The organism is Pseudomonas sp. DWRC2-2, assembly GCF_049897885.1.
Taxonomy (GTDB): Bacteria; Pseudomonadota; Gammaproteobacteria; order Pseudomonadales; family Pseudomonadaceae; genus Aquipseudomonas; species Aquipseudomonas azotoformans_A.
In genome coordinates, this window is the sequence record NZ_JAFCXD010000002.1 from 238875 (window position 1) to 254824 (window position 15950).

At 61.1% G+C, this 15950-nt stretch carries 19 protein-coding genes and 1 pseudogene; 12 read left to right on the top strand and 8 right to left on the bottom strand.

Annotated elements, in window-relative coordinates:
- The first annotated feature begins 12 nt into the window (after positions 1 to 12).
- From hisG to hisC, 3 genes are all read left to right on the top strand, one after another.
- Entirely contained in the window at positions 13 to 648 is a 636-nt protein-coding gene (hisG, locus tag ACP7EW_RS09615; RefSeq protein ID WP_003188599.1) for an ATP phosphoribosyltransferase, read from the top strand.
- A gap of 128 nt (positions 649 to 776) precedes the next feature.
- The gene (hisD, locus tag ACP7EW_RS09620) at positions 777 to 2099 is read left to right on the top strand and encodes a histidinol dehydrogenase (RefSeq protein ID WP_426216676.1); all 1323 of its coding nucleotides are present in this window, start codon (positions 777 to 779) and stop codon (positions 2097 to 2099) included.
- 3 nt (positions 2100 to 2102) lie between these two features.
- Positions 2103 to 3155, top strand: coding sequence for a histidinol-phosphate transaminase (gene hisC / locus ACP7EW_RS09625; protein ID WP_426216678.1), 1053 nt, complete (start codon positions 2103 to 2105; stop codon positions 3153 to 3155).
- A 59-nt stretch (positions 3156 to 3214) separates the two neighbouring features.
- Here the strand turns inward: hisC and ACP7EW_RS09630 are convergent, their stop codons facing one another.
- A complete protein-coding gene (locus ACP7EW_RS09630) occupies positions 3215 to 4489 on the bottom strand; it encodes a uracil-xanthine permease family protein (protein WP_426216680.1) in 1275 nt (424 codons plus the stop codon).
- A 2-nt stretch (positions 4490 to 4491) separates the two neighbouring features.
- Positions 4492 to 5130 (bottom strand): uracil phosphoribosyltransferase, encoded by a 639-nt coding sequence (gene upp, locus ACP7EW_RS09635; protein ID WP_010213094.1) that lies wholly within the window; start codon positions 5128 to 5130, stop codon positions 4492 to 4494.
- Between the two features lie 164 nt (positions 5131 to 5294).
- On the opposite strand from upp, the gene ACP7EW_RS09640 reads away from it, so the two are divergent.
- The 4 genes from ACP7EW_RS09640 (at position 5295) to ACP7EW_RS09655 (ending at position 7206) form a co-directional block, all read left to right on the top strand.
- Positions 5295 to 5852, top strand: a complete 558-nt coding sequence (locus ACP7EW_RS09640) for a hypoxanthine-guanine phosphoribosyltransferase (protein WP_038849867.1) — start codon at positions 5295 to 5297, stop codon at positions 5850 to 5852.
- Between the two features lie 3 nt (positions 5853 to 5855).
- The gene (locus ACP7EW_RS09645; RefSeq protein WP_426216682.1) at positions 5856 to 6323 is read left to right on the top strand and encodes a WbuC family cupin fold metalloprotein; all 468 of its coding nucleotides are present in this window, start codon (positions 5856 to 5858) and stop codon (positions 6321 to 6323) included.
- A gap of 35 nt (positions 6324 to 6358) precedes the next feature.
- The gene (locus ACP7EW_RS09650) at positions 6359 to 6844 is read left to right on the top strand and encodes a hypothetical protein (protein WP_426216684.1); all 486 of its coding nucleotides are present in this window, start codon (positions 6359 to 6361) and stop codon (positions 6842 to 6844) included.
- Between the two features lie 74 nt (positions 6845 to 6918).
- Complete coding sequence (locus ACP7EW_RS09655; protein ID WP_016976601.1) at positions 6919 to 7206, top strand: PA4642 family protein; 288 nt, start codon at positions 6919 to 6921, stop codon at positions 7204 to 7206.
- A 63-nt stretch (positions 7207 to 7269) separates the two neighbouring features.
- Here ACP7EW_RS09655 and mqo read toward each other — a convergent pair whose 3' ends face one another.
- On the bottom strand, positions 7270 to 8778 hold the full coding sequence (mqo, locus tag ACP7EW_RS09660; RefSeq protein ID WP_426216686.1) for a malate dehydrogenase (quinone): 1509 nt from the start codon (positions 8776 to 8778) through the stop codon (positions 7270 to 7272).
- Positions 8779 to 9496: 718 nt separating this feature from the next.
- Complete coding sequence (locus ACP7EW_RS09665; RefSeq protein WP_426216687.1) at positions 9497 to 9730, bottom strand: hypothetical protein; 234 nt, start codon at positions 9728 to 9730, stop codon at positions 9497 to 9499.
- 194 nt (positions 9731 to 9924) lie between these two features.
- On the opposite strand from ACP7EW_RS09665, the gene ACP7EW_RS09670 reads away from it, so the two are divergent.
- Positions 9925 to 10512, top strand: coding sequence for a YajG family lipoprotein (locus ACP7EW_RS09670; protein WP_038849873.1), 588 nt, complete (start codon positions 9925 to 9927; stop codon positions 10510 to 10512).
- Positions 10513 to 10569: 57 nt separating this feature from the next.
- On the opposite strand, the gene ACP7EW_RS09675 is transcribed toward ACP7EW_RS09670, so the two are convergent.
- The gene (locus ACP7EW_RS09675) at positions 10570 to 10779 is read right to left on the bottom strand and encodes a hypothetical protein (protein WP_033899405.1); all 210 of its coding nucleotides are present in this window, start codon (positions 10777 to 10779) and stop codon (positions 10570 to 10572) included.
- 182 nt (positions 10780 to 10961) lie between these two features.
- On the opposite strand from ACP7EW_RS09675, the gene ACP7EW_RS09680 reads away from it, so the two are divergent.
- On the top strand, positions 10962 to 11219 hold the full coding sequence (locus tag ACP7EW_RS09680; protein ID WP_426216689.1) for a hypothetical protein: 258 nt from the start codon (positions 10962 to 10964) through the stop codon (positions 11217 to 11219).
- A 3-nt stretch (positions 11220 to 11222) separates the two neighbouring features.
- Here the strand turns inward: ACP7EW_RS09680 and ACP7EW_RS09685 are convergent, their stop codons facing one another.
- Entirely contained in the window at positions 11223 to 12386 is a 1164-nt protein-coding gene (locus ACP7EW_RS09685; RefSeq protein ID WP_426216691.1) for a 1-acyl-sn-glycerol-3-phosphate acyltransferase, read from the bottom strand.
- A gap of 132 nt (positions 12387 to 12518) precedes the next feature.
- Between ACP7EW_RS09685 and ACP7EW_RS09690 the strand changes: the two genes are divergently transcribed.
- From ACP7EW_RS09690 to ACP7EW_RS09700, 3 genes are read left to right on the top strand one after another with little or no spacing between them, the layout of a single operon-like run.
- Complete coding sequence (locus tag ACP7EW_RS09690; RefSeq protein ID WP_177112875.1) at positions 12519 to 12701, top strand: CPXCG motif-containing cysteine-rich protein; 183 nt, start codon at positions 12519 to 12521, stop codon at positions 12699 to 12701.
- Positions 12702 to 12712: 11 nt separating this feature from the next.
- Positions 12713 to 12973, top strand: coding sequence for a putative signal transducing protein (locus ACP7EW_RS09695; RefSeq protein WP_033899411.1), 261 nt, complete (start codon positions 12713 to 12715; stop codon positions 12971 to 12973).
- A gap of 36 nt (positions 12974 to 13009) precedes the next feature.
- Positions 13010 to 13630, top strand: a complete 621-nt coding sequence (locus tag ACP7EW_RS09700) for an SOS response-associated peptidase (protein ID WP_426216693.1) — start codon at positions 13010 to 13012, stop codon at positions 13628 to 13630.
- Here ACP7EW_RS09700 and ACP7EW_RS09705 read toward each other — a convergent pair.
- Entirely contained in the window at positions 13627 to 14469 is an 843-nt protein-coding gene (locus ACP7EW_RS09705; protein ID WP_371317952.1) for a methyl-accepting chemotaxis protein, read from the bottom strand. The two genes, ACP7EW_RS09700 and ACP7EW_RS09705, sit on opposite strands and share 4 nt — an antisense overlap.
- 15 nt (positions 14470 to 14484) lie before the next feature.
- A pseudogene (locus tag ACP7EW_RS09710) lies at positions 14485 to 15828 on the bottom strand (HAMP domain-containing protein); the annotation flags it as partial.
- Between the last annotated feature and the right edge of the window lie 122 nt (positions 15829 to 15950).

Genomic DNA, 15950 nt, shown 5'->3' on the forward strand with positions numbered 1-15950 from the left:
CTGACGTTTCCCATGTTGACCATCGCACTGTCCAAGGGCCGCATCCTTGACGACACTTTGCCGCTTCTGGCTGAAGCGGGCATCGTGCCGACCGAGAATCCGGACAAGAGCCGCAAGCTGATCATCCCCACGACCCAGGACGACGTTCGCCTGTTGATCGTGCGGGCTACCGACGTGCCGACCTACGTTGAACATGGCGCGGCCGACCTCGGTGTCGCCGGTAAGGACGTGCTGATGGAATACGGTGGCCAGGGCCTGTACGAGCCGTTGGACCTGCGTATCGCCCTGTGCAAGCTGATGACCGCCGGCCGTGTTGGCGACGTCGAGCCTAAAGGCCGCCTGCGCGTCGCGACCAAGTTCGTCAACGTTGCCAAGCGTTACTACGCCGAACAGGGTCGTCAGGTCGACATCATCAAACTCTACGGTTCGATGGAGCTGGCGCCGCTGATCGGCCTGGCCGACAAGATCATCGACGTGGTCGACACCGGCAACACCCTGCGTGCCAACGGCCTCGAGCCGCAAGACTTCATTGCCGACATCAGCTCCCGCCTGATCGTCAACAAAGCCTCGATGAAGATGCAGCACGCCCGTATCCAGGCGTTGATCGACACCCTGCGCAAGGCAGTGGAGTCGCGACACCGCGGTTGACTTACCCGCGTAGCCGGAAGGCTGCGCCCGTCTATCCGCCTCATAGCCAGAATTCTCAGGTGCCCAAGCGGAAACGACTGCTAGTTTAGGGCGCCTGAGTTTTTGCCAATTCTATTGAGGCCCTCGCTATGACCACGTCCACTGCAATTGCCCGACTCAACGCTGCCGACCCGGATTTCGCCCATCATCTGGATCATCTGCTGAGCTGGGAAAGCGTGTCCGACGAGTCGGTCAACGGGCGAGTGCTCGACATCATCAAGGCCGTGCGCGAGCACGGTGATGCGGCGCTGGTGGACTTCACCCGCCAGTTCGATGGCCTGGACGTCGCGTCGATGTCCGACCTGATCCTGCCCCGTGAACGCCTGGAGCTGGCCCTGACGCGCATTACTGCACCTCAGCGCGAAGCCCTGGAAGTCGCGGCGGCGCGGGTGCGCAGCTACCACGAAAAGCAGAAACAAGACTCTTGGAGCTACACCGAGGCCGACGGCACCGTGCTGGGCCAGAAGGTCACGCCGCTGGACCGTGCCGGCCTGTACGTGCCAGGCGGTAAAGCTTCCTACCCGTCGTCGGTATTGATGAACGCCATCCCGGCCAAAGTGGCAGGCGTGACCGAAGTGGTCATGGTGGTGCCGACTCCGCGCGGTGAAATCAACGAGTTGGTGCTGGCCGCTGCCTGCATCGCCGGTGTCGACCGCGTGTTCACCATCGGTGGCGCCCAAGCCGTTGCAGCCTTGGCTTATGGCACCGAAAGCGTGCCGAAGGTCGACAAGGTGGTCGGTCCCGGCAACATCTACGTCGCCACCGCCAAGCGTCACGTGTTTGGCCAGGTCGGTATCGACATGATCGCTGGCCCCTCGGAAATTCTCGTGGTGTGCGACGGCCAGACCGACCCGGACTGGATCGCCATGGACCTGTTCTCCCAGGCCGAGCACGACGAAGACGCCCAGGCGATCCTGGTCAGCCCGGACGCCGCGTTCCTCGACCAGGTCGCCGCCAGCATCAACAAGTTGCTGCCGACCATGGACCGCGCCGAGATCATCGAGAAGTCGATCAATGGCCGTGGCGCGTTGATCCTGGTGCGCGACATGGAGCAGGCCATCGAAGTGGCCAACCGCATCGCGCCGGAGCACTTGGAGCTGTCCGTCGCCGATCCACAAGCCTGGCTGCCGTCGATCCGCCATGCCGGTGCGATCTTCATGGGCCGCCACACCAGCGAAGCGCTGGGCGACTACTGCGCAGGCCCGAACCACGTGCTGCCGACGTCCGGCACTGCGCGTTTCTCGTCGCCGCTGGGGGTTTATGACTTCCAGAAGCGTTCATCGATCATCTTCTGTTCGCCACAGGGTGCCTCCGAGCTGGGCAAGACCGCCTCGGTGCTGGCCCGTGGTGAATCCCTGAGCGCCCACGCCCGTAGCGCCGAATACCGCATCCTTGAAGAGAAGGGGAACTGAGACATGAGCAAATTCTGGAGCCCTTTCGTCAAGGACCTCGTGCCTTACGTGCCCGGCGAGCAACCCAAGCTGACCAAACTGGTCAAGCTCAACACCAATGAAAACCCCTACGGCCCATCGCCCAAGGCGTTGGCGGCGATGCAGGCGGAGTTGAACGACAACCTGCGCCTGTACCCGGACCCCAACAGCGACCTGCTCAAGCAGGCAGTCGCCAAGTATTACGGGATCGATGCTGGCAAGGTGTTCCTCGGCAACGGTTCCGACGAAGTCCTGGCCCATATCTTCCACGGCCTGTTCCAACACGACCTGCCGCTGCTGTTCCCGGATATCAGCTACAGCTTCTACCCGGTGTATTGCGGCCTTTATGGCATTCAATCCGACCCGGTGCCGCTGGACGAGCAGTTCCAGATTCGTGTGGCGGACTACGCCAAGCCCAACGGTGGGATCATTTTCCCCAACCCGAACGCGCCGACCGGCACCGTGCTGGCGCTGGATGCGGTCGAGCAGATCCTCAAGGCCAGCCCGGATTCGGTGGTGGTGGTTGATGAAGCCTATATCGACTTCGGCGGCGAAACCGCGATCAGCCTGGTGGACCGTTACCCGAACCTGCTGGTGACCCAGACCCTGTCAAAATCGCGCTCACTGGCCGGTTTGCGCGTGGGCCTGGCCGTGGGCCATCCGGACCTGATCGAGGCGCTGGAGCGGGTCAAGAACAGCTTCAACTCCTATCCGCTGGATCGCCTGGCGATTGTCGGTGCGGCGGCGGCGTTCGAGGACCGTGAGTATTTCGACAAGACGTGTCAGTTGGTGATCGACAGCCGCAACAAGGTGGTCGGGCAGTTGGAGGCGAAGGGCTTTGAAGTGTTGCCGTCGGCAGCGAACTTTATCTTTGCTCGTCACCCCAAGCACGACGCTGCCGGCCTGGCGGCCAAGTTGCGTGAGCGAGGTGTGATCGTGCGGCACTTCAAGCAGGCGCGGATTGCGCAGTTCCTGCGGATCAGCATTGGTACGCCGGAGCAGAACCAGGCGTTGATCGATGGCCTTGGTGAGCTGTAACACCGACGCTTGAAACAAAAATGGGAGCCTGTGGGCTCCCATTTTTATTGGCTCAACCGTCAGATCAACGGCTCATCCGGCTTCTTGTTCTTCCAACCATCATTGCCCGGCAGCAGCAGGTTCAAGCCAATCGCTACCACCGCACACAGGGCAATGCCCTTGAGGCCGAAATCATCCGGGCCGGTGCCGGTGCCGACCAGCACACCGCCAATGCCGAACACCAACGTCACCGACACGATCACCAGGTTGCGCGCCTCACCCAGGTCGATCTTGTGGCGGATCAGCGTGTTCATGCCCACCGCCGCGATCGAACCGAACAGCAGGCACAGGATCCCGCCCATCACCGGCACGGGGATGCTCTGCAGCAGTGCGCCGAACTTGCCGATGAACGCCAGGCTGATGGCAAACACCGCCGCCCAGGTCATGATCTTCGGGTTGTAGTTCTTGGTCAGCATCACCGCGCCAGTCACTTCCGCGTAGGTCGTGTTAGGCGGACCACCAAACAGGCCGGCGGCCGTGGTGGCAATACCGTCGCCCAGCAGGGTGCGATGCAGGCCGGGCTTCTTCAGGTAGTCGCGACCGGTCACGCTGCCGACCGCAATCACACCACCGATATGCTCGATTGCCGGGGCCAGGGCCACCGGGACGATGAACAGGATCGCCTGCCAGTTGAATTCCGGCGCGGTGAAGTGGGGCAGGGCGAACCATGGTGCGGCGGCGATCTTCGCCGTGTCGACCACGCCAAAGTAGAACGACATGGCAAAACCCGCCAGCACGCCGGAGATGATCGGCACCAGGCGGAAAATACCTTTGCCGAACACCGCCACGATCAACGTGGTCAGCAGCGCTGGCATCGAGATCATCATTGCCGTCTGGTAGTGAATCAGCTCGGCACCATCGCCGGCTTTACCCATCGCCATATTGGCGGCGATGGGCGCCATGGCCAGGCCGATGGAAATAATCACCGGCCCGATCACCACGGGCGGCAGCAGCCGGTCAATGAAACCGGTGCCTTTGACCTTCACCGCCAGACCCAGGAAGGTATAAACGAAACCGGCCGCCATCACGCCGCCCATGGTCGCCGCGAGGCCGAATTGGCCCTTGGCGAGAATGATCGGTGTGATAAACGCAAAGCTCGACGCCAGGAATACCGGCACCTGCCGCCCTGTCACCACCTGGAACAGCAACGTGCCCAGGCCCGCGGTGAACAGTGCGACGTTTGGATCAAGACCTGTGATCAGCGGCATCAACACCAGCGCGCCAAATGCCACGAAGAGCATTTGTGCGCCAGACAGGATCTGGCGCCAAAGCGGGTCGTTGAATTCATCCTGCATGCTCACGCGTCCTTCTGCTTGGTGCCGAAGATCTTGTCACCGGCATCGCCCAGGCCTGGGATGATGTAGCCGTGTTCGTTCAGGCGCTCGTCGATGGATGCGGTGTAGATCTGCACGTCCGGGTGGGCCTTCTCGACGGCCGCAATGCCTTCAGGCGCAGCGACGAGAACCATGGCGCGGATGTCCCGGCAACCGGCTTTTTTCAGCAGGTCGATGGTGGCAACCATGGAACTGCCGGTGGCCAGCATCGGGTCGATGATCATCGCCAGGCGCTCGTTTATTTCCGGAACGAGTTTTTCCAGGTAGGTGTGGGCCTCCAGCGTCTCTTCATTGCGGGCTACGCCCACGGCGCTGACCTTGGCGCCCGGGATCAGGCTGAGGACACCTTCGAGCATGCCGATACCGGCGCGCAGGATCGGGACCACGGTGATTTTCTTACCAGCGATTTTCTCCACCTGGACGGGACCGGCCCAACCGGGGATCTCGTAGGTTTCCAGGGGCAAATCCTTGGTGGCTTCGTAAGTGAGCAACGCTCCGACTTCCTGAGCAAGCTCACGGAAGTTCTTCGTGCTAATGTCGGCGCGGCGCATAAGGCCGAGCTTGTGTCGGATCAGCGGGTGGCGGATCTCGCGAGTGGGCATGGGAAAGGCTCCGGCGGCGGGCAAAAAAACCGGCCTAGATTAATCTATCCGAGGGTGTTGTCCTATAGACATCTAGTACGTTAGTCCATTAAGGCTTGCTCGGAGCGCACGAGAAGCGTACCTTCGCCCGCTTTTCTTGCCACAGCACCCCCTTGGAGAGCGCCATGTCCGCTGATCTCGAGCATATCCGTCAAATCATGCGCGAGGCTGACTGCCTGTACACCGAAGCGCAAGTCGAAGAGGCGATCGCCAAGGTCGGCGCGCACATCACCCGCGAAATGGCCGACACCAACCCGGTGGTCTTCTGCGTGATGAACGGTGGCCTGATCTTCGCCGGCAAATTGCTGACTCATCTGCAATTCCCGCTGGAAGCCTCCTACCTGCACGCCACCCGCTATCGCAACGAAACCAGCGGCGGCGACCTGTTCTGGAAAGCCAAGCCGGAAGTCTCGTTCATCGACCGCGACGTGCTGATCATCGACGACATTCTCGATGAGGGCCACACCCTGGGCGCGATCATCGACTTCTGCAAACACGCCGGCGCGCGCAACGTGCACACCGCCGTGCTGATCGATAAAGACCACGACCGCAAAGCCCGCCCAGACCTGAAGGCCGATTATGTCGGCCTGCCGTGCATCGACCGCTATATCTTCGGTTACGGCATGGACTACAAAGGCTACTGGCGCAACGCCAATGGCATCTACGCCGTCAAAGGGATGTAAGCCATGGCCCGCTTTCTGGATCAGACGCTGTTTGCCGAACTGGCCGAGAAAGCGGGCGCCAGCCCTCGTGGCCGGCACCATCATAACTTCCATCAGATGGAAGAACCTTGCCATCGCCTGGCTGTAGGGCTGCAACCCAGCACTTATGTGCCGCCGCATCGACACCTGAGTGCGGACAAGGCGGAAACCTTGCTTGTGCTGCAAGGCAGCCTGGGTTTGCTGGTGTTCAGTGAGTCCGGCGAAGTGCTCACCAAGCGCGTCTTGCAGGCTGGTGGTGAATGCGCTGGGGTCGATCTTCCACCTGGCGTGTTCCACGGCCTGGTGGTGCTTGCGCCCGACACGGTGATGTTCGAGTGCAAGGCTGGCCCGTATCGCCCGGTGGGCGAAGGCGAACTGGCCGACTGGGCCCCCCGCGAAGGCGATGCCGGCGTAGCCGAGTATCAGCGCTGGATGCTTGCCCAGTTCGATTGAGCTACAGTGCTGGGCCCATCTTGCCGGAGCGGCCCATGAGCCTGTTGATTCGCACCTGCGCCGCCCTGGCGCTGACCCTCAGCCTGCCGCTGGCCGCGGCGCCGGCACCGATGCACAGCCAATTCCTGCCCTCGGACGACCTGAACCTGCGCGCCGAAGCGCCGGACCAGCAGCAATTGCTGCAAGTTACCGAGTACACGGTGGTGGTCGGCAACCAGCGCCAGTCCAGCCAGCAGCCGATCCCGGTGACTTCGCCGCTGATGATCCGCCTCAAGGGCAAGTCCCTGAACAAAGGCGCGTCTATCGCTCAAGTGGTGCTCAATTTCGACGCCGAAAGCAAAAGCCTGAAAAAACCGGCCTACGATGACAAGAGCAAAACCCTGACACTGTCCTACCCGGTGGCTCAATACCGCGTGATTGTCGACCTGCTGCGCAATGACACGGTGTACGTGCAGTTTCTCAGCTACGCCAATGGCCACATCTGGGCGGATCTGCACACCGGCGCTGTAAAGGCCAGGTAGCCCCGCCTACACAAGCCCGCGCCCCGCAGGTAGACTTCAAACCCCGTGTAAATGTCTGCTGGCTGGAGTCGGTAATGCGTAAAGATAAGAAACAGGTGATTGGTGACGAGATCGGCGACGATCAGATCAAGTTGTTCCTGGACTTCGAGCCGGTCGACGCGACTTCCCCGTCCCTGCACAAACTGATCAAGGCCTACCGTGGCCTGCGTATCGACGATTTCGAGCGGTTCCTGGGCTTTTTCAAGGAAGCGGGCCTGGACCTCGACGGCAAGGATGAGCATGGCCAGACCTTCGTCGACCTGATCAAGGACCAGCGCAACGCGGACGAGTACATCGAACTGATCGAAAACGCTCGCGGCTGATTATCCGAGACATAAAAAAACGCCCCGTTCTCAGGTTGAGAGCGGGGCGTTTTTTATGGTGCCTCAAGCGTAGCTTTCGGTCTCGGCGGCAGGTTCAACCAGCTCCAGGCTGATGTTGTTCTGCGCGTTGATCTTGCGATACAGCTCGGCGTCCGTCTCCAGGACCTTTTCCCGTGCCGGGAAAATTTCCTGCAACTTGGCGGCCCATTCACCCGCCGCTTTGCCTGGGAAGCACTTCTCGATCAGTTCCAGCATGATCGAAACGGTCACCGAAGCACCCGGGGACGCGCCCAGCAGCGCAGCCAGCGAGCCGTCTTTGGCCGCGACCAACTCGGTGCCAAATTGCAGCACGCCGCCTTTTTTCGGGTCTTTCTTGATGATCTGCACCCGTTGGCCGGCCACTTCCAGGCGCCAGTCTTCGGCTTTCGCCTCCGGGTAGAAGCGACGCAGGGATTCCAGGCGCTGTTCCATGGACTGGCGCACCTCGCTGACCAGGTACTTGGTCAGGTCCATGTTGTCGCGGGCCACGGCGAGCATCGGGCCGATGTTGCCGGCGCGAATCGACATCGGCAGGTCGAGGAACGAGCCGTGCTTGAGGAACTTGGTGGTGAAACCGGCGTATGGCCCGAACAGCAGGGATTTCTTGCCATCCACCACGCGAGTGTCCAGGTGCGGCACGGACATCGGCGGCGAACCCACGGCAGCCTGGCTGTAGACCTTGGCCTGGTGGTGCTTGACCACGTCCGGGTTGTCGCAACGCAGCCACTGGCCGCTGACCGGGAAGCCGCCAAAACCTTTGCTTTCTTCGATGCCCGAGGCTTGCAGCAGCGGCAGGGCCGCGCCGCCGGCGCCGAGGAACACGAACTTGGCGTCCACTTCACGGCTGTTACCGCTGTTGACGTCCTTGATGCTCACGGTCCAGCCCGCGCCGCTGCGCTTGAGGCCGGTGACGCGCTTGCAGTACTTGACCTGGGCGTCGGGCGAGCTGGTCAAGTGGCTGAGCAGTTGGTTTGTCAGCGCGCCGAAGTTGACGTCGGTGCCGTTCATCACGCGGGTGGCCGCGATTTTTTCGTCGAGCGGGCGGCCCGGCATCATCAGCGGCATCCACTCGGCCATTTCGCTACGGTCTTCGGTGTAGTGCATGTCCGAAAACGCGTGGTGCTGGCTGAGGGATTCAAAGCGCTTCTTGAGGAAGTCCACGCCTTTGTCGCCTTGCACGAAGCTCAGGTGCGGCACCGGGCTGATAAAGGACTTGGACGAGCCAAAGGTGCCCTTTTTGGTCAGGTACGCCCAGAACTGCTTCGACACCTCGAACTGGGTGTTGATGTGCACGGCTTTCTTGATGTCGATGGAGCCATCGGCGGCCTGCGGCGTGTAGTTCAGCTCACACAGCCCGGCGTGGCCGGTCCCGGCGTTGTTCCACGGGTTGGAACTTTCCGCTGCACCCGAATCCATCAGCTCAACGACTTCCAGCTTGAGGCCGGGGTCGAGCTCTTTGAGCAGTACGGCTAGGGTGGCACTCATGATGCCGGCCCCTACCAGTACTACGTCGACTGCTTCGTTATGCGCCATTTAACGCGTCTCCAAAATCTGCAGCACCAAATTGACGGCATGGCTGCCAGGAGTGACGGGGCGATTCACGTGTTGCCCCAGGTTACCCATGGCCAGGATCGCCATGTCCGATTCGCAATTCTTTGCATGTTCAGCGCACGCTTCCTGCCGGGCTAATCTGCCTATGAACGCATTCATGGGCGCCTGTGGCAATTCGACTTATGGTCAAAGCGTGCGATGCATGCAACCAATCCGTAGCGGACAGGCTCAAGCTCCGGTTTTTAAGGCGTGCTCGGTCCTGTGTGGTTGGGCTGTTCCAGACGCTGATGGTGCTTGTACAAACGCCAAACTATTCATTTGCTCGCCACACTCTTGTGAAGTTGTGAAAACCCGTTTTTTCACGCTCTTTTGAAGACGTGAACCTCAAAAAAGGGCTGCCCCAGCCTGGCACCTGGCCCCTAGCCGACACGCGGCAAAACGGGCAAACAACTCAAGTGGCCGAGCGCAATGGCAGCTCTGGCAGATTCGGTAAAGGCGGATGGTTTGCAAAGAAAACAGCAAGCGCGCCAGCTTCACTCGATCTGTGTGGGCGGCTCTCTGTGGGCGATTGGGGGGTTAGTGCCGAGGCATTAACGATGCTGCGAGGCCCGATCAGGAGACGTCCTTATAATCGGGGGGAGATTGTAGCGAAGAACGCCAGGGAAATGGGCGTGTTTTATGACTTTTATTAGGCGTTCGGTCAGGCGGCCAACGGCTGATGCCGGGGCGACCGCGCAGGACGTGGGCTGACGCGGGCACGGGCCGGCAGCGGGTGGTGCATCCAGCTCAGGCGGATTTCATCGATTTCTACCCAGCCGTCGCCAACAGGCGGCTGGCTGCACTCTTTGAAGGCCTGGCAACGACCTTGCATATCGAGCAGGGCGAACTGACGAAGGGCGGGCTTGCGCGTAAACAATGACCAGAGAAAATGCATGGCGATCAACCTCCTGAGATTGGGACCCAGCATGCCTGGCCGGGATGACGAGCCCATGTAACGGGTGTGACATATCGGTGACATCGAACCGCCGCCCAGCCAACCGGTCTCAGGTTGTAACTGATGCTAGTTCCCCGCAGTGGCGCCCCGCTATACTGCCGGCCTGTCGGATCCTGATTTCTGGAGAGAAGCGCATGTTGCAACGCCTGTTGTTCGGTTTGATCACTGTGACCAGTTTGACCCTGGTTGGCTGCGCCAACAGCCCGCAACAACTGACCCCTGAGCCGAAAATCACCACGCAGCTGGCCCCAGTGGGTCACGGCCAGCCGGTGTCGGTGCGTGTGGTGGATGGTCGTCCGTCGCCGACCCTCGGCTCGCGCGGTGGCCTGTACCCGGAAACCGCCCTGGTCTCGGTGAATGCCCAGGACGTGCTGCCCAAGCTGCAGGCCCAGGCTGAAGCCGCCGTGCGCCTGCTGGGTTTCACCCCGAGCGCCAACGCACCGGGTGCGCCGCAGCTGACCATCACCCTGGCTGAACTGAAGTATCAGTCGCCGAAAGACGGGCTGTACGTGACCGAAGCGTCCATCGGCGCGACCTTCAAGTCTGACGTCAGCGCCGGCACCCGTCGCTACAGCGGTCGCTACGGTGCGTCCCTGAACCAGCGCTTCGGCATGTCGCCGAACCAGGAAACCAACACCAAGCTGGTCAGCGACGTCCTCAGTGATGCCTTGACCCGCCTGTTCAAGGATCCAAGCATCGGTTCGTTGCTCAGCTCGCAATAAGCGATCCAACGAAAAGCCGGGCTCAGTGATGAGCCCGGCTTTTTTTCGTCTCCAGTTTCATGCGGCGCTGTCGATACAGAAATCCAGCAGGCTCACCCCTGTTAGCAGATCGGTCTCCGGCAGGTCCGCATGCTGGTGTCCGCCGAGGGCGCAATACACCAGCCAGTGGCGGTCCTGGACGTTGAAGGCGAGGCCGCCGACCAGTGCTTCTTGCTCATCACTCTGGGCGATCAGGTACAGCCGATCCTGGTTTTGCGCGTGCAGCATGACAAGCTCCTAAGCGTCGAAGGGCAACAGAGTGGCTTGTTAAGGTGACGTTCAGGTGACGGCGTAAATTACTGGATACATTACCCGTCAATGGGGGAGGGAGCATTTACGGCGCCGGAGGCCACTATCGTTCAGGTTTGTATCTGAACCGATACCAAAACACTGTTTTACCGAGGTTTGCGATGGCGCTGCCCGCATTATTGACCAATGTTGTTGCGTTAGCAGTGGCCTGCCCAGGCGCTGCATTGCTGTTCATTACTCGCCTGCGCGAACAGCGCGCACTGGCCGACCTGACCGCGCAAGGTGAAGACCGCGCGATCGACCAACCGATGTTGTTTCTGGATGTGCGCACCGAACGGGCGCATCGTCTGGCTTACCGCGTAGGGTTTGCCTGTTTGGCGCTGGCGCTGGCCATCTCCTGGCTCAGCACCCGCCTCTAAGCCTTAAAGGGCAATCCCGGCCTTGACCCGATACTGATTACGCACCGGCGTTGCATATTGCACCACCAGGAAAGGGCGGTGCTCGGCCGGGCATTCGTTCAAGCGCCGCTCCCACTCTGCCTTGGCCTTGGCCAGTTCGTCCGCCGGGAACACTTCGGCGGCGGTCGGCACCTGCAATTGCGGGTCGGCATCGCTCCACTGGGCGTAGGCCAGGTAATGCACCGGAAACAGTCGATAACCGCCGAGAATCTGCCGATCCATTTCTACGGCCAGCAGTTTGGTGTCTTCGAAACGCTCAGTGATCGGCGGCGCGAAGTTCACATGCACGCGGCCTTTGTAGCCGGTGATGCCCAGGGCAATGCTCACGTCATCCTCACCCGGCGCCTTGCTGTAGGTGCCGGTGGTGGCGCGGATGTACAGCTCACGGGCTTTGGCTGAATCGCACGGGTCATATTCGTAGCTGATGGACACCGGCGTCAGGTTCAACGACTGGATTACCTCGGCAAACGGCTCATCCTTGCGGCTGACGTGGAACATCTTGAGGATCGCCGACTCGGTGCGATCATCCCCATCCTTGGCGCGCCCTTCAGCCTGGGCGATCCAGATCGACGCACCGTCGTTGCGGATCGAATGGTTGATGTACGCCGACAGCAACTGATACGCCGCCATCTTCTCTTTGCGCCCGGTGATCGAGCGGTGCACGATGAAACTCTTGTTCAGGCGCATCAGGTCGCTGACAAACGGCTTTTGCAGCAGGTTGTCGCCGATGGCGATACGTGGCGTCGGCAGGCCGGCGTGGTACACGGCGTAGTTGACGAAGGCCGGGTCCATCACGATATCGCGGTGGTTGGCCAGGAACAGGTAAGCCATGCCGGACTTGAGCTGCTCGACGCCCGTGTAGGTCACGCCGTCGGTCGCCCGATCAATGGTGTGGTCGACGTAGTACTCGACTTTGTCCTGCAGCGTGGCCACGGTGGTGACGCCAGCGAACTCGCGGCGCAGTTTGCGGGCGATCATCGGCTTGAGCAGCCAGCCCAGGGCGCCGGCAAAGCGCGGGAAGCGGAAGTGGGTCAGGATGTCCAGAAAGGCCTTGTCACTGAACAGACGTGCCAGCACTGCCGGGACTTCGCTGTCGTTGTAAGGTCGGATGGTATCGAATTCGCCCATCATGCTCTCTTGTTAGAAACGGCTAGGGTAAGTAAAGGAAATACCAGGGGGCGGACTGAGGAATGGCCTCAGCCGAAAATAGCCCTGTCAATAGACCGGCGATTATACGCACAAGTCACCTTGGAGGCTGCGATGCTGGAAAACGCGACGTACGATTGTCCTTATTGCGGTGAAGTGGTCGAGACAACTGTGGATTTATCTGGCGGTGACCAGCGCTATATCGAAGACTGCCAGGTCTGTTGCCGGCCGATCATTTTCGATCTGCAGGTACATGGGGAAGAGTGGATGCTCGAAACCCGAAGCGAAAACGAATAACGGGTACACCCATGCAGCGAATCTACGAACCGGAAAACCTGATGGAAGGCGAGTTGCTGCAACAGATGCTCGCCAGCGAGGGCATCGAGGCGCATCTGGTGGGCCGTCATTTGCTCGGCGGCACTGGCGAATTGCCTATTTTCGGCCTGCTGGGCCTGGAGGTGGACAACGACCGCGCCATGGACGCCCGCGAGCTGATTACTGCCTATATCGGCGCACAACCGCTGCCCGGTGATGAACCCGACAGCTTCCCCGATGTGCTGGTCTGTTAGGCTGTCGGTCGGTTTACCCAAGAGTCGTGTTGCCCCATGTGTGGACGTTATGCCCTGTTTCGCTGGAACCCCGCCTTTGCTGCCTTGCCGGGCTTCCCGGCCGACCAGCAGGCCCAGTGGAATATTTCCCCGAATGATTCGGTACTGATCCAGCGCGTCACCGACGGTCAGCGCACCCTGGCCCGTGCCCGTTGGGGCCTCACGCCGCCGTGGTTGACCGATCTTTCCCGCACGCCCGCCCATGCCCGCGCCGAAACCCTGGCCGAACAACCGATGTTCCGCGAAGCGTTCCGCCAGCGCCGTTGCCTGCTGCCCGCCAATGGGTTCTACGAATGGCGCGGCACCCAGCGCAAACGCCCGTACTGGCTGACGCCGGGGGAGGGCTCCACGTTGTTTTTCGCCGCGATCTGGGAAGCGTATCCGGTGCAGGAACAGGTGTGGCTGAGTACGGCGGTGGTGACCCAGGCCGCGCAGGCCCAGCGTCGCCCGCTGATTCTGGATGAGGCCGGGCAGGCAGCCTGGCTCGATCCCGAGACGCCGTTGCAGGTATTGCAAGGCCTGCTGGCCAGTGAACCCGTCGCGTTGCGCGAACGGGTCCTGGCCAACATGGTCAACGATCCCAAGCTCAATGGGCCGGAGTGCCTGACCCCGGCTTAGACCTTGAACTGATTGATCAGCCGGCGCTGCTGCTCCGCCAGCTTGGTCAAGTCTGCACTGGCCGCGCTGGATTCATCCGCGCCGCCCGCCACTTCATTGGCCACCTGGCCGATATTGATCACGTTACGGTTAATGTCTTCGGCCACCGCGCTCTGTTCCTCGGCGGCACTGGCGATCTGGGTGTTCATGTCGTTGATCACCGAGACGGCCTGGGTGATCGTCTCCAGCGCTTCGGCCGCCTTGGCTGCGTGTTGCACGCTTTCATCGGTGCGGTTCTGGCTGTCCTCCATCACCCGCACCACGTCCCGCGTGCCTTGTTGCAACTGCTGGATCATGGTCTGGATTTCTTCGGTGGCTTTTTGGGTCTTCTGCGCCAGGTTGCGCACTTCGTCGGCGACCACCGCAAATCCACGACCTTGCTCACCGGCCCGTGCTGCTTCGATGGCGGCGTTGAGCGCCAGCAGGTTGGTCTGTTCGGCAATCCCGCGAATCGCGGTGAGGATGGCGTTGATGTTCTCGCTGTCCTTGGCCAAGGTTTGCACCACGCTCACCGCTTTGCCGATTTCCTCGGCCAGTGCGCCGATGGAGGTGGAGGTGTCGCGCACGATGCGCATGCCTTGGCTGGCGGCCTGGTCGGCATGGCTGGCAGCTTGGGCGGCCTGGGTGGCGTTGCGCGCAACATCTTGCGCAGTGGCGGTCATTTCATGCACAGCGGTGGCGACCTGATCGATTTCCACCATCTGCTTATGCACGCCCTGGTTGGTACGGATCGCGATGTCGGCAGTGTGTTCCGAGGAATCGCTGACCTTCTGCACCGAACTCACCACCTGGGTAATCATACCTTGCAGCTTGATCAGGAAGGTGTTGAAGCCGCTGGCGATCGCGCCCAGTTCATCGGCACGGTCACTGGTCAGGCGCCGCGTCAGGTCACCTTCGCCCTGGGCGATATCATTGAGCATCGCGACCATTTGCTTGAGCGGACGGGCAATGCCGTGGCCGACCAGCCAGATCACCAGCAAACCAATACCCGCGATCAGCAGACCGGCGATGGTCATGCCGAAAATGTCGGTCTTGCGCTGGGCTTCCAGGTCGCTTTGCAGCTTCTGCGAATCAGCCATCACGGCGCTGAGCGGTAGTTGCAGCATCAGCGTCCAGCGCGCGTCGGCCTGGCCGATATTGAACGGCAGGAACAGCTCGATATGCCCGTGTTCCTTGTCGATGTCGTAGCGCACTTCGCCGACTTTCAGTTGGCCAAGGTTCGCCAGTTCGTTGCTGTCGAGCAGGTTGCTGGCTTTTTCGCCGAGTTTACTGGCGTCTTTGGTATAGGCCACCAGGCGGCCGTTGCTGGAGATCAGGGCCAGTTCACCCGCGCCGTTGTAGAGCTTTTGATCGGCGCTGGTGAGCATGTCCTGGATGAAGTTCACCGACAAGTCGGCACCGACGATGCCTTGGAACGTCCCGTCGATCATGATCGGCTCGATGAACGAAGCCAGCATCACCATCGCGTTGCCCACCTTATAAGGGGCAGGGTCGATGGCGCAGGCCTTTTTGTTTTCCTTGGAGCACAGGTAGTACTCACTAGCGCGCACGCCGGTGGAGAGAATGTTCTGGTCGTTGACGTCTGCAAGCTTGTCCAGGCCCAGGCTGCCATCGGCGTTGCGATACCACCACGGCAGGAAGCGGCCGTCGGCGGCCATGCCGACAATGGGGCTGTTCACATAGGCTGCGTCGTTGTGATCGATCGCATTGGGCTCCCAGCCAATGTAGGCGCCGAGGATCTTCGGGTTGCGCACCACGGTTTCATGCAGCAGGTTGATCAATTGCTCTCGGCCGACTTGCAGGGCCGGCTCGCCCTTGGCGTCTTTCATGCCGAGCAGGGCGTTGGCGGTGGCCAGGCTCTTGGCGGTCACCAGCGGTGCTTCCAGCTCGCGCTGGATCAGGGTGGCCTGAGTCTGGGCCAGGGCGGTCAGGCGTTGCTCGATGATCTGTTCAAACTGCACCTGGGTGCGATCCTGCACCATCTCCTGGGTCCGCGCTCCGGCAAACAAGGCGTACAGCACCAGCACCGCGACCACGCTCAGGACAATCGCCCCGGCCAGTGCCGCGACAGAAAATTGGATCGACTTGAATTTCATGAAGGCTCCGGGCACAGGGGAGAGAATCCGCCTTTTTGTATCGGCCACGGGCGCGCAGGGCATTAGGGGGTGTCCTACAAAAATGTTTGGGGTGTCGCAAATGGAATGCCCGCCGCCGTTGTGGGTGCGGTGGGATGTATCCGAAAATCAGCGGTTACACGTCTGGTGTATCTGGCGTCGATACA

What these genes read in the sequence shown, in the direction of transcription:
- hisG (WP_003188599.1), top strand. Translation starts at nt 13, where the DNA reads ATGTTGACCATCGCACTGTCCAAGGGCCGCATCCTTGACGACACTTTG.
- hisD (WP_426216676.1), top strand. Translation starts at nt 777, where the DNA reads ATGACCACGTCCACTGCAATTGCCCGACTCAACGCTGCCGACCCGGAT.
- hisC (WP_426216678.1), top strand. Translation starts at nt 2,103, where the DNA reads ATGAGCAAATTCTGGAGCCCTTTCGTCAAGGACCTCGTGCCTTACGTG.
- ACP7EW_RS09630 (WP_426216680.1), bottom strand. Translation starts at nt 4,489, where the DNA reads ATGCAGGATGAATTCAACGACCCGCTTTGGCGCCAGATCCTGTCTGGC.
- upp (WP_010213094.1), bottom strand. Translation starts at nt 5,130, where the DNA reads ATGCCCACTCGCGAGATCCGCCACCCGCTGATCCGACACAAGCTCGGC.
- ACP7EW_RS09640 (WP_038849867.1), top strand. Translation starts at nt 5,295, where the DNA reads ATGTCCGCTGATCTCGAGCATATCCGTCAAATCATGCGCGAGGCTGAC.
- ACP7EW_RS09645 (WP_426216682.1), top strand. Translation starts at nt 5,856, where the DNA reads ATGGCCCGCTTTCTGGATCAGACGCTGTTTGCCGAACTGGCCGAGAAA.
- ACP7EW_RS09650 (WP_426216684.1), top strand. Translation starts at nt 6,359, where the DNA reads ATGAGCCTGTTGATTCGCACCTGCGCCGCCCTGGCGCTGACCCTCAGC.
- ACP7EW_RS09655 (WP_016976601.1), top strand. Translation starts at nt 6,919, where the DNA reads ATGCGTAAAGATAAGAAACAGGTGATTGGTGACGAGATCGGCGACGAT.
- mqo (WP_426216686.1), bottom strand. Translation starts at nt 8,778, where the DNA reads ATGGCGCATAACGAAGCAGTCGACGTAGTACTGGTAGGGGCCGGCATC.
- ACP7EW_RS09665 (WP_426216687.1), bottom strand. Translation starts at nt 9,730, where the DNA reads ATGCATTTTCTCTGGTCATTGTTTACGCGCAAGCCCGCCCTTCGTCAG.
- ACP7EW_RS09670 (WP_038849873.1), top strand. Translation starts at nt 9,925, where the DNA reads ATGTTGCAACGCCTGTTGTTCGGTTTGATCACTGTGACCAGTTTGACC.
- ACP7EW_RS09675 (WP_033899405.1), bottom strand. Translation starts at nt 10,779, where the DNA reads ATGCTGCACGCGCAAAACCAGGATCGGCTGTACCTGATCGCCCAGAGT.
- ACP7EW_RS09680 (WP_426216689.1), top strand. Translation starts at nt 10,962, where the DNA reads ATGGCGCTGCCCGCATTATTGACCAATGTTGTTGCGTTAGCAGTGGCC.
- ACP7EW_RS09685 (WP_426216691.1), bottom strand. Translation starts at nt 12,386, where the DNA reads ATGGGCGAATTCGATACCATCCGACCTTACAACGACAGCGAAGTCCCG.
- ACP7EW_RS09690 (WP_177112875.1), top strand. Translation starts at nt 12,519, where the DNA reads ATGCTGGAAAACGCGACGTACGATTGTCCTTATTGCGGTGAAGTGGTC.
- ACP7EW_RS09695 (WP_033899411.1), top strand. Translation starts at nt 12,713, where the DNA reads ATGCAGCGAATCTACGAACCGGAAAACCTGATGGAAGGCGAGTTGCTG.
- ACP7EW_RS09700 (WP_426216693.1), top strand. Translation starts at nt 13,010, where the DNA reads ATGTGTGGACGTTATGCCCTGTTTCGCTGGAACCCCGCCTTTGCTGCC.
- ACP7EW_RS09705 (WP_371317952.1), bottom strand. Translation starts at nt 14,469, where the DNA reads ATGATTACCCAGGTGGTGAGTTCGGTGCAGAAGGTCAGCGATTCCTCG.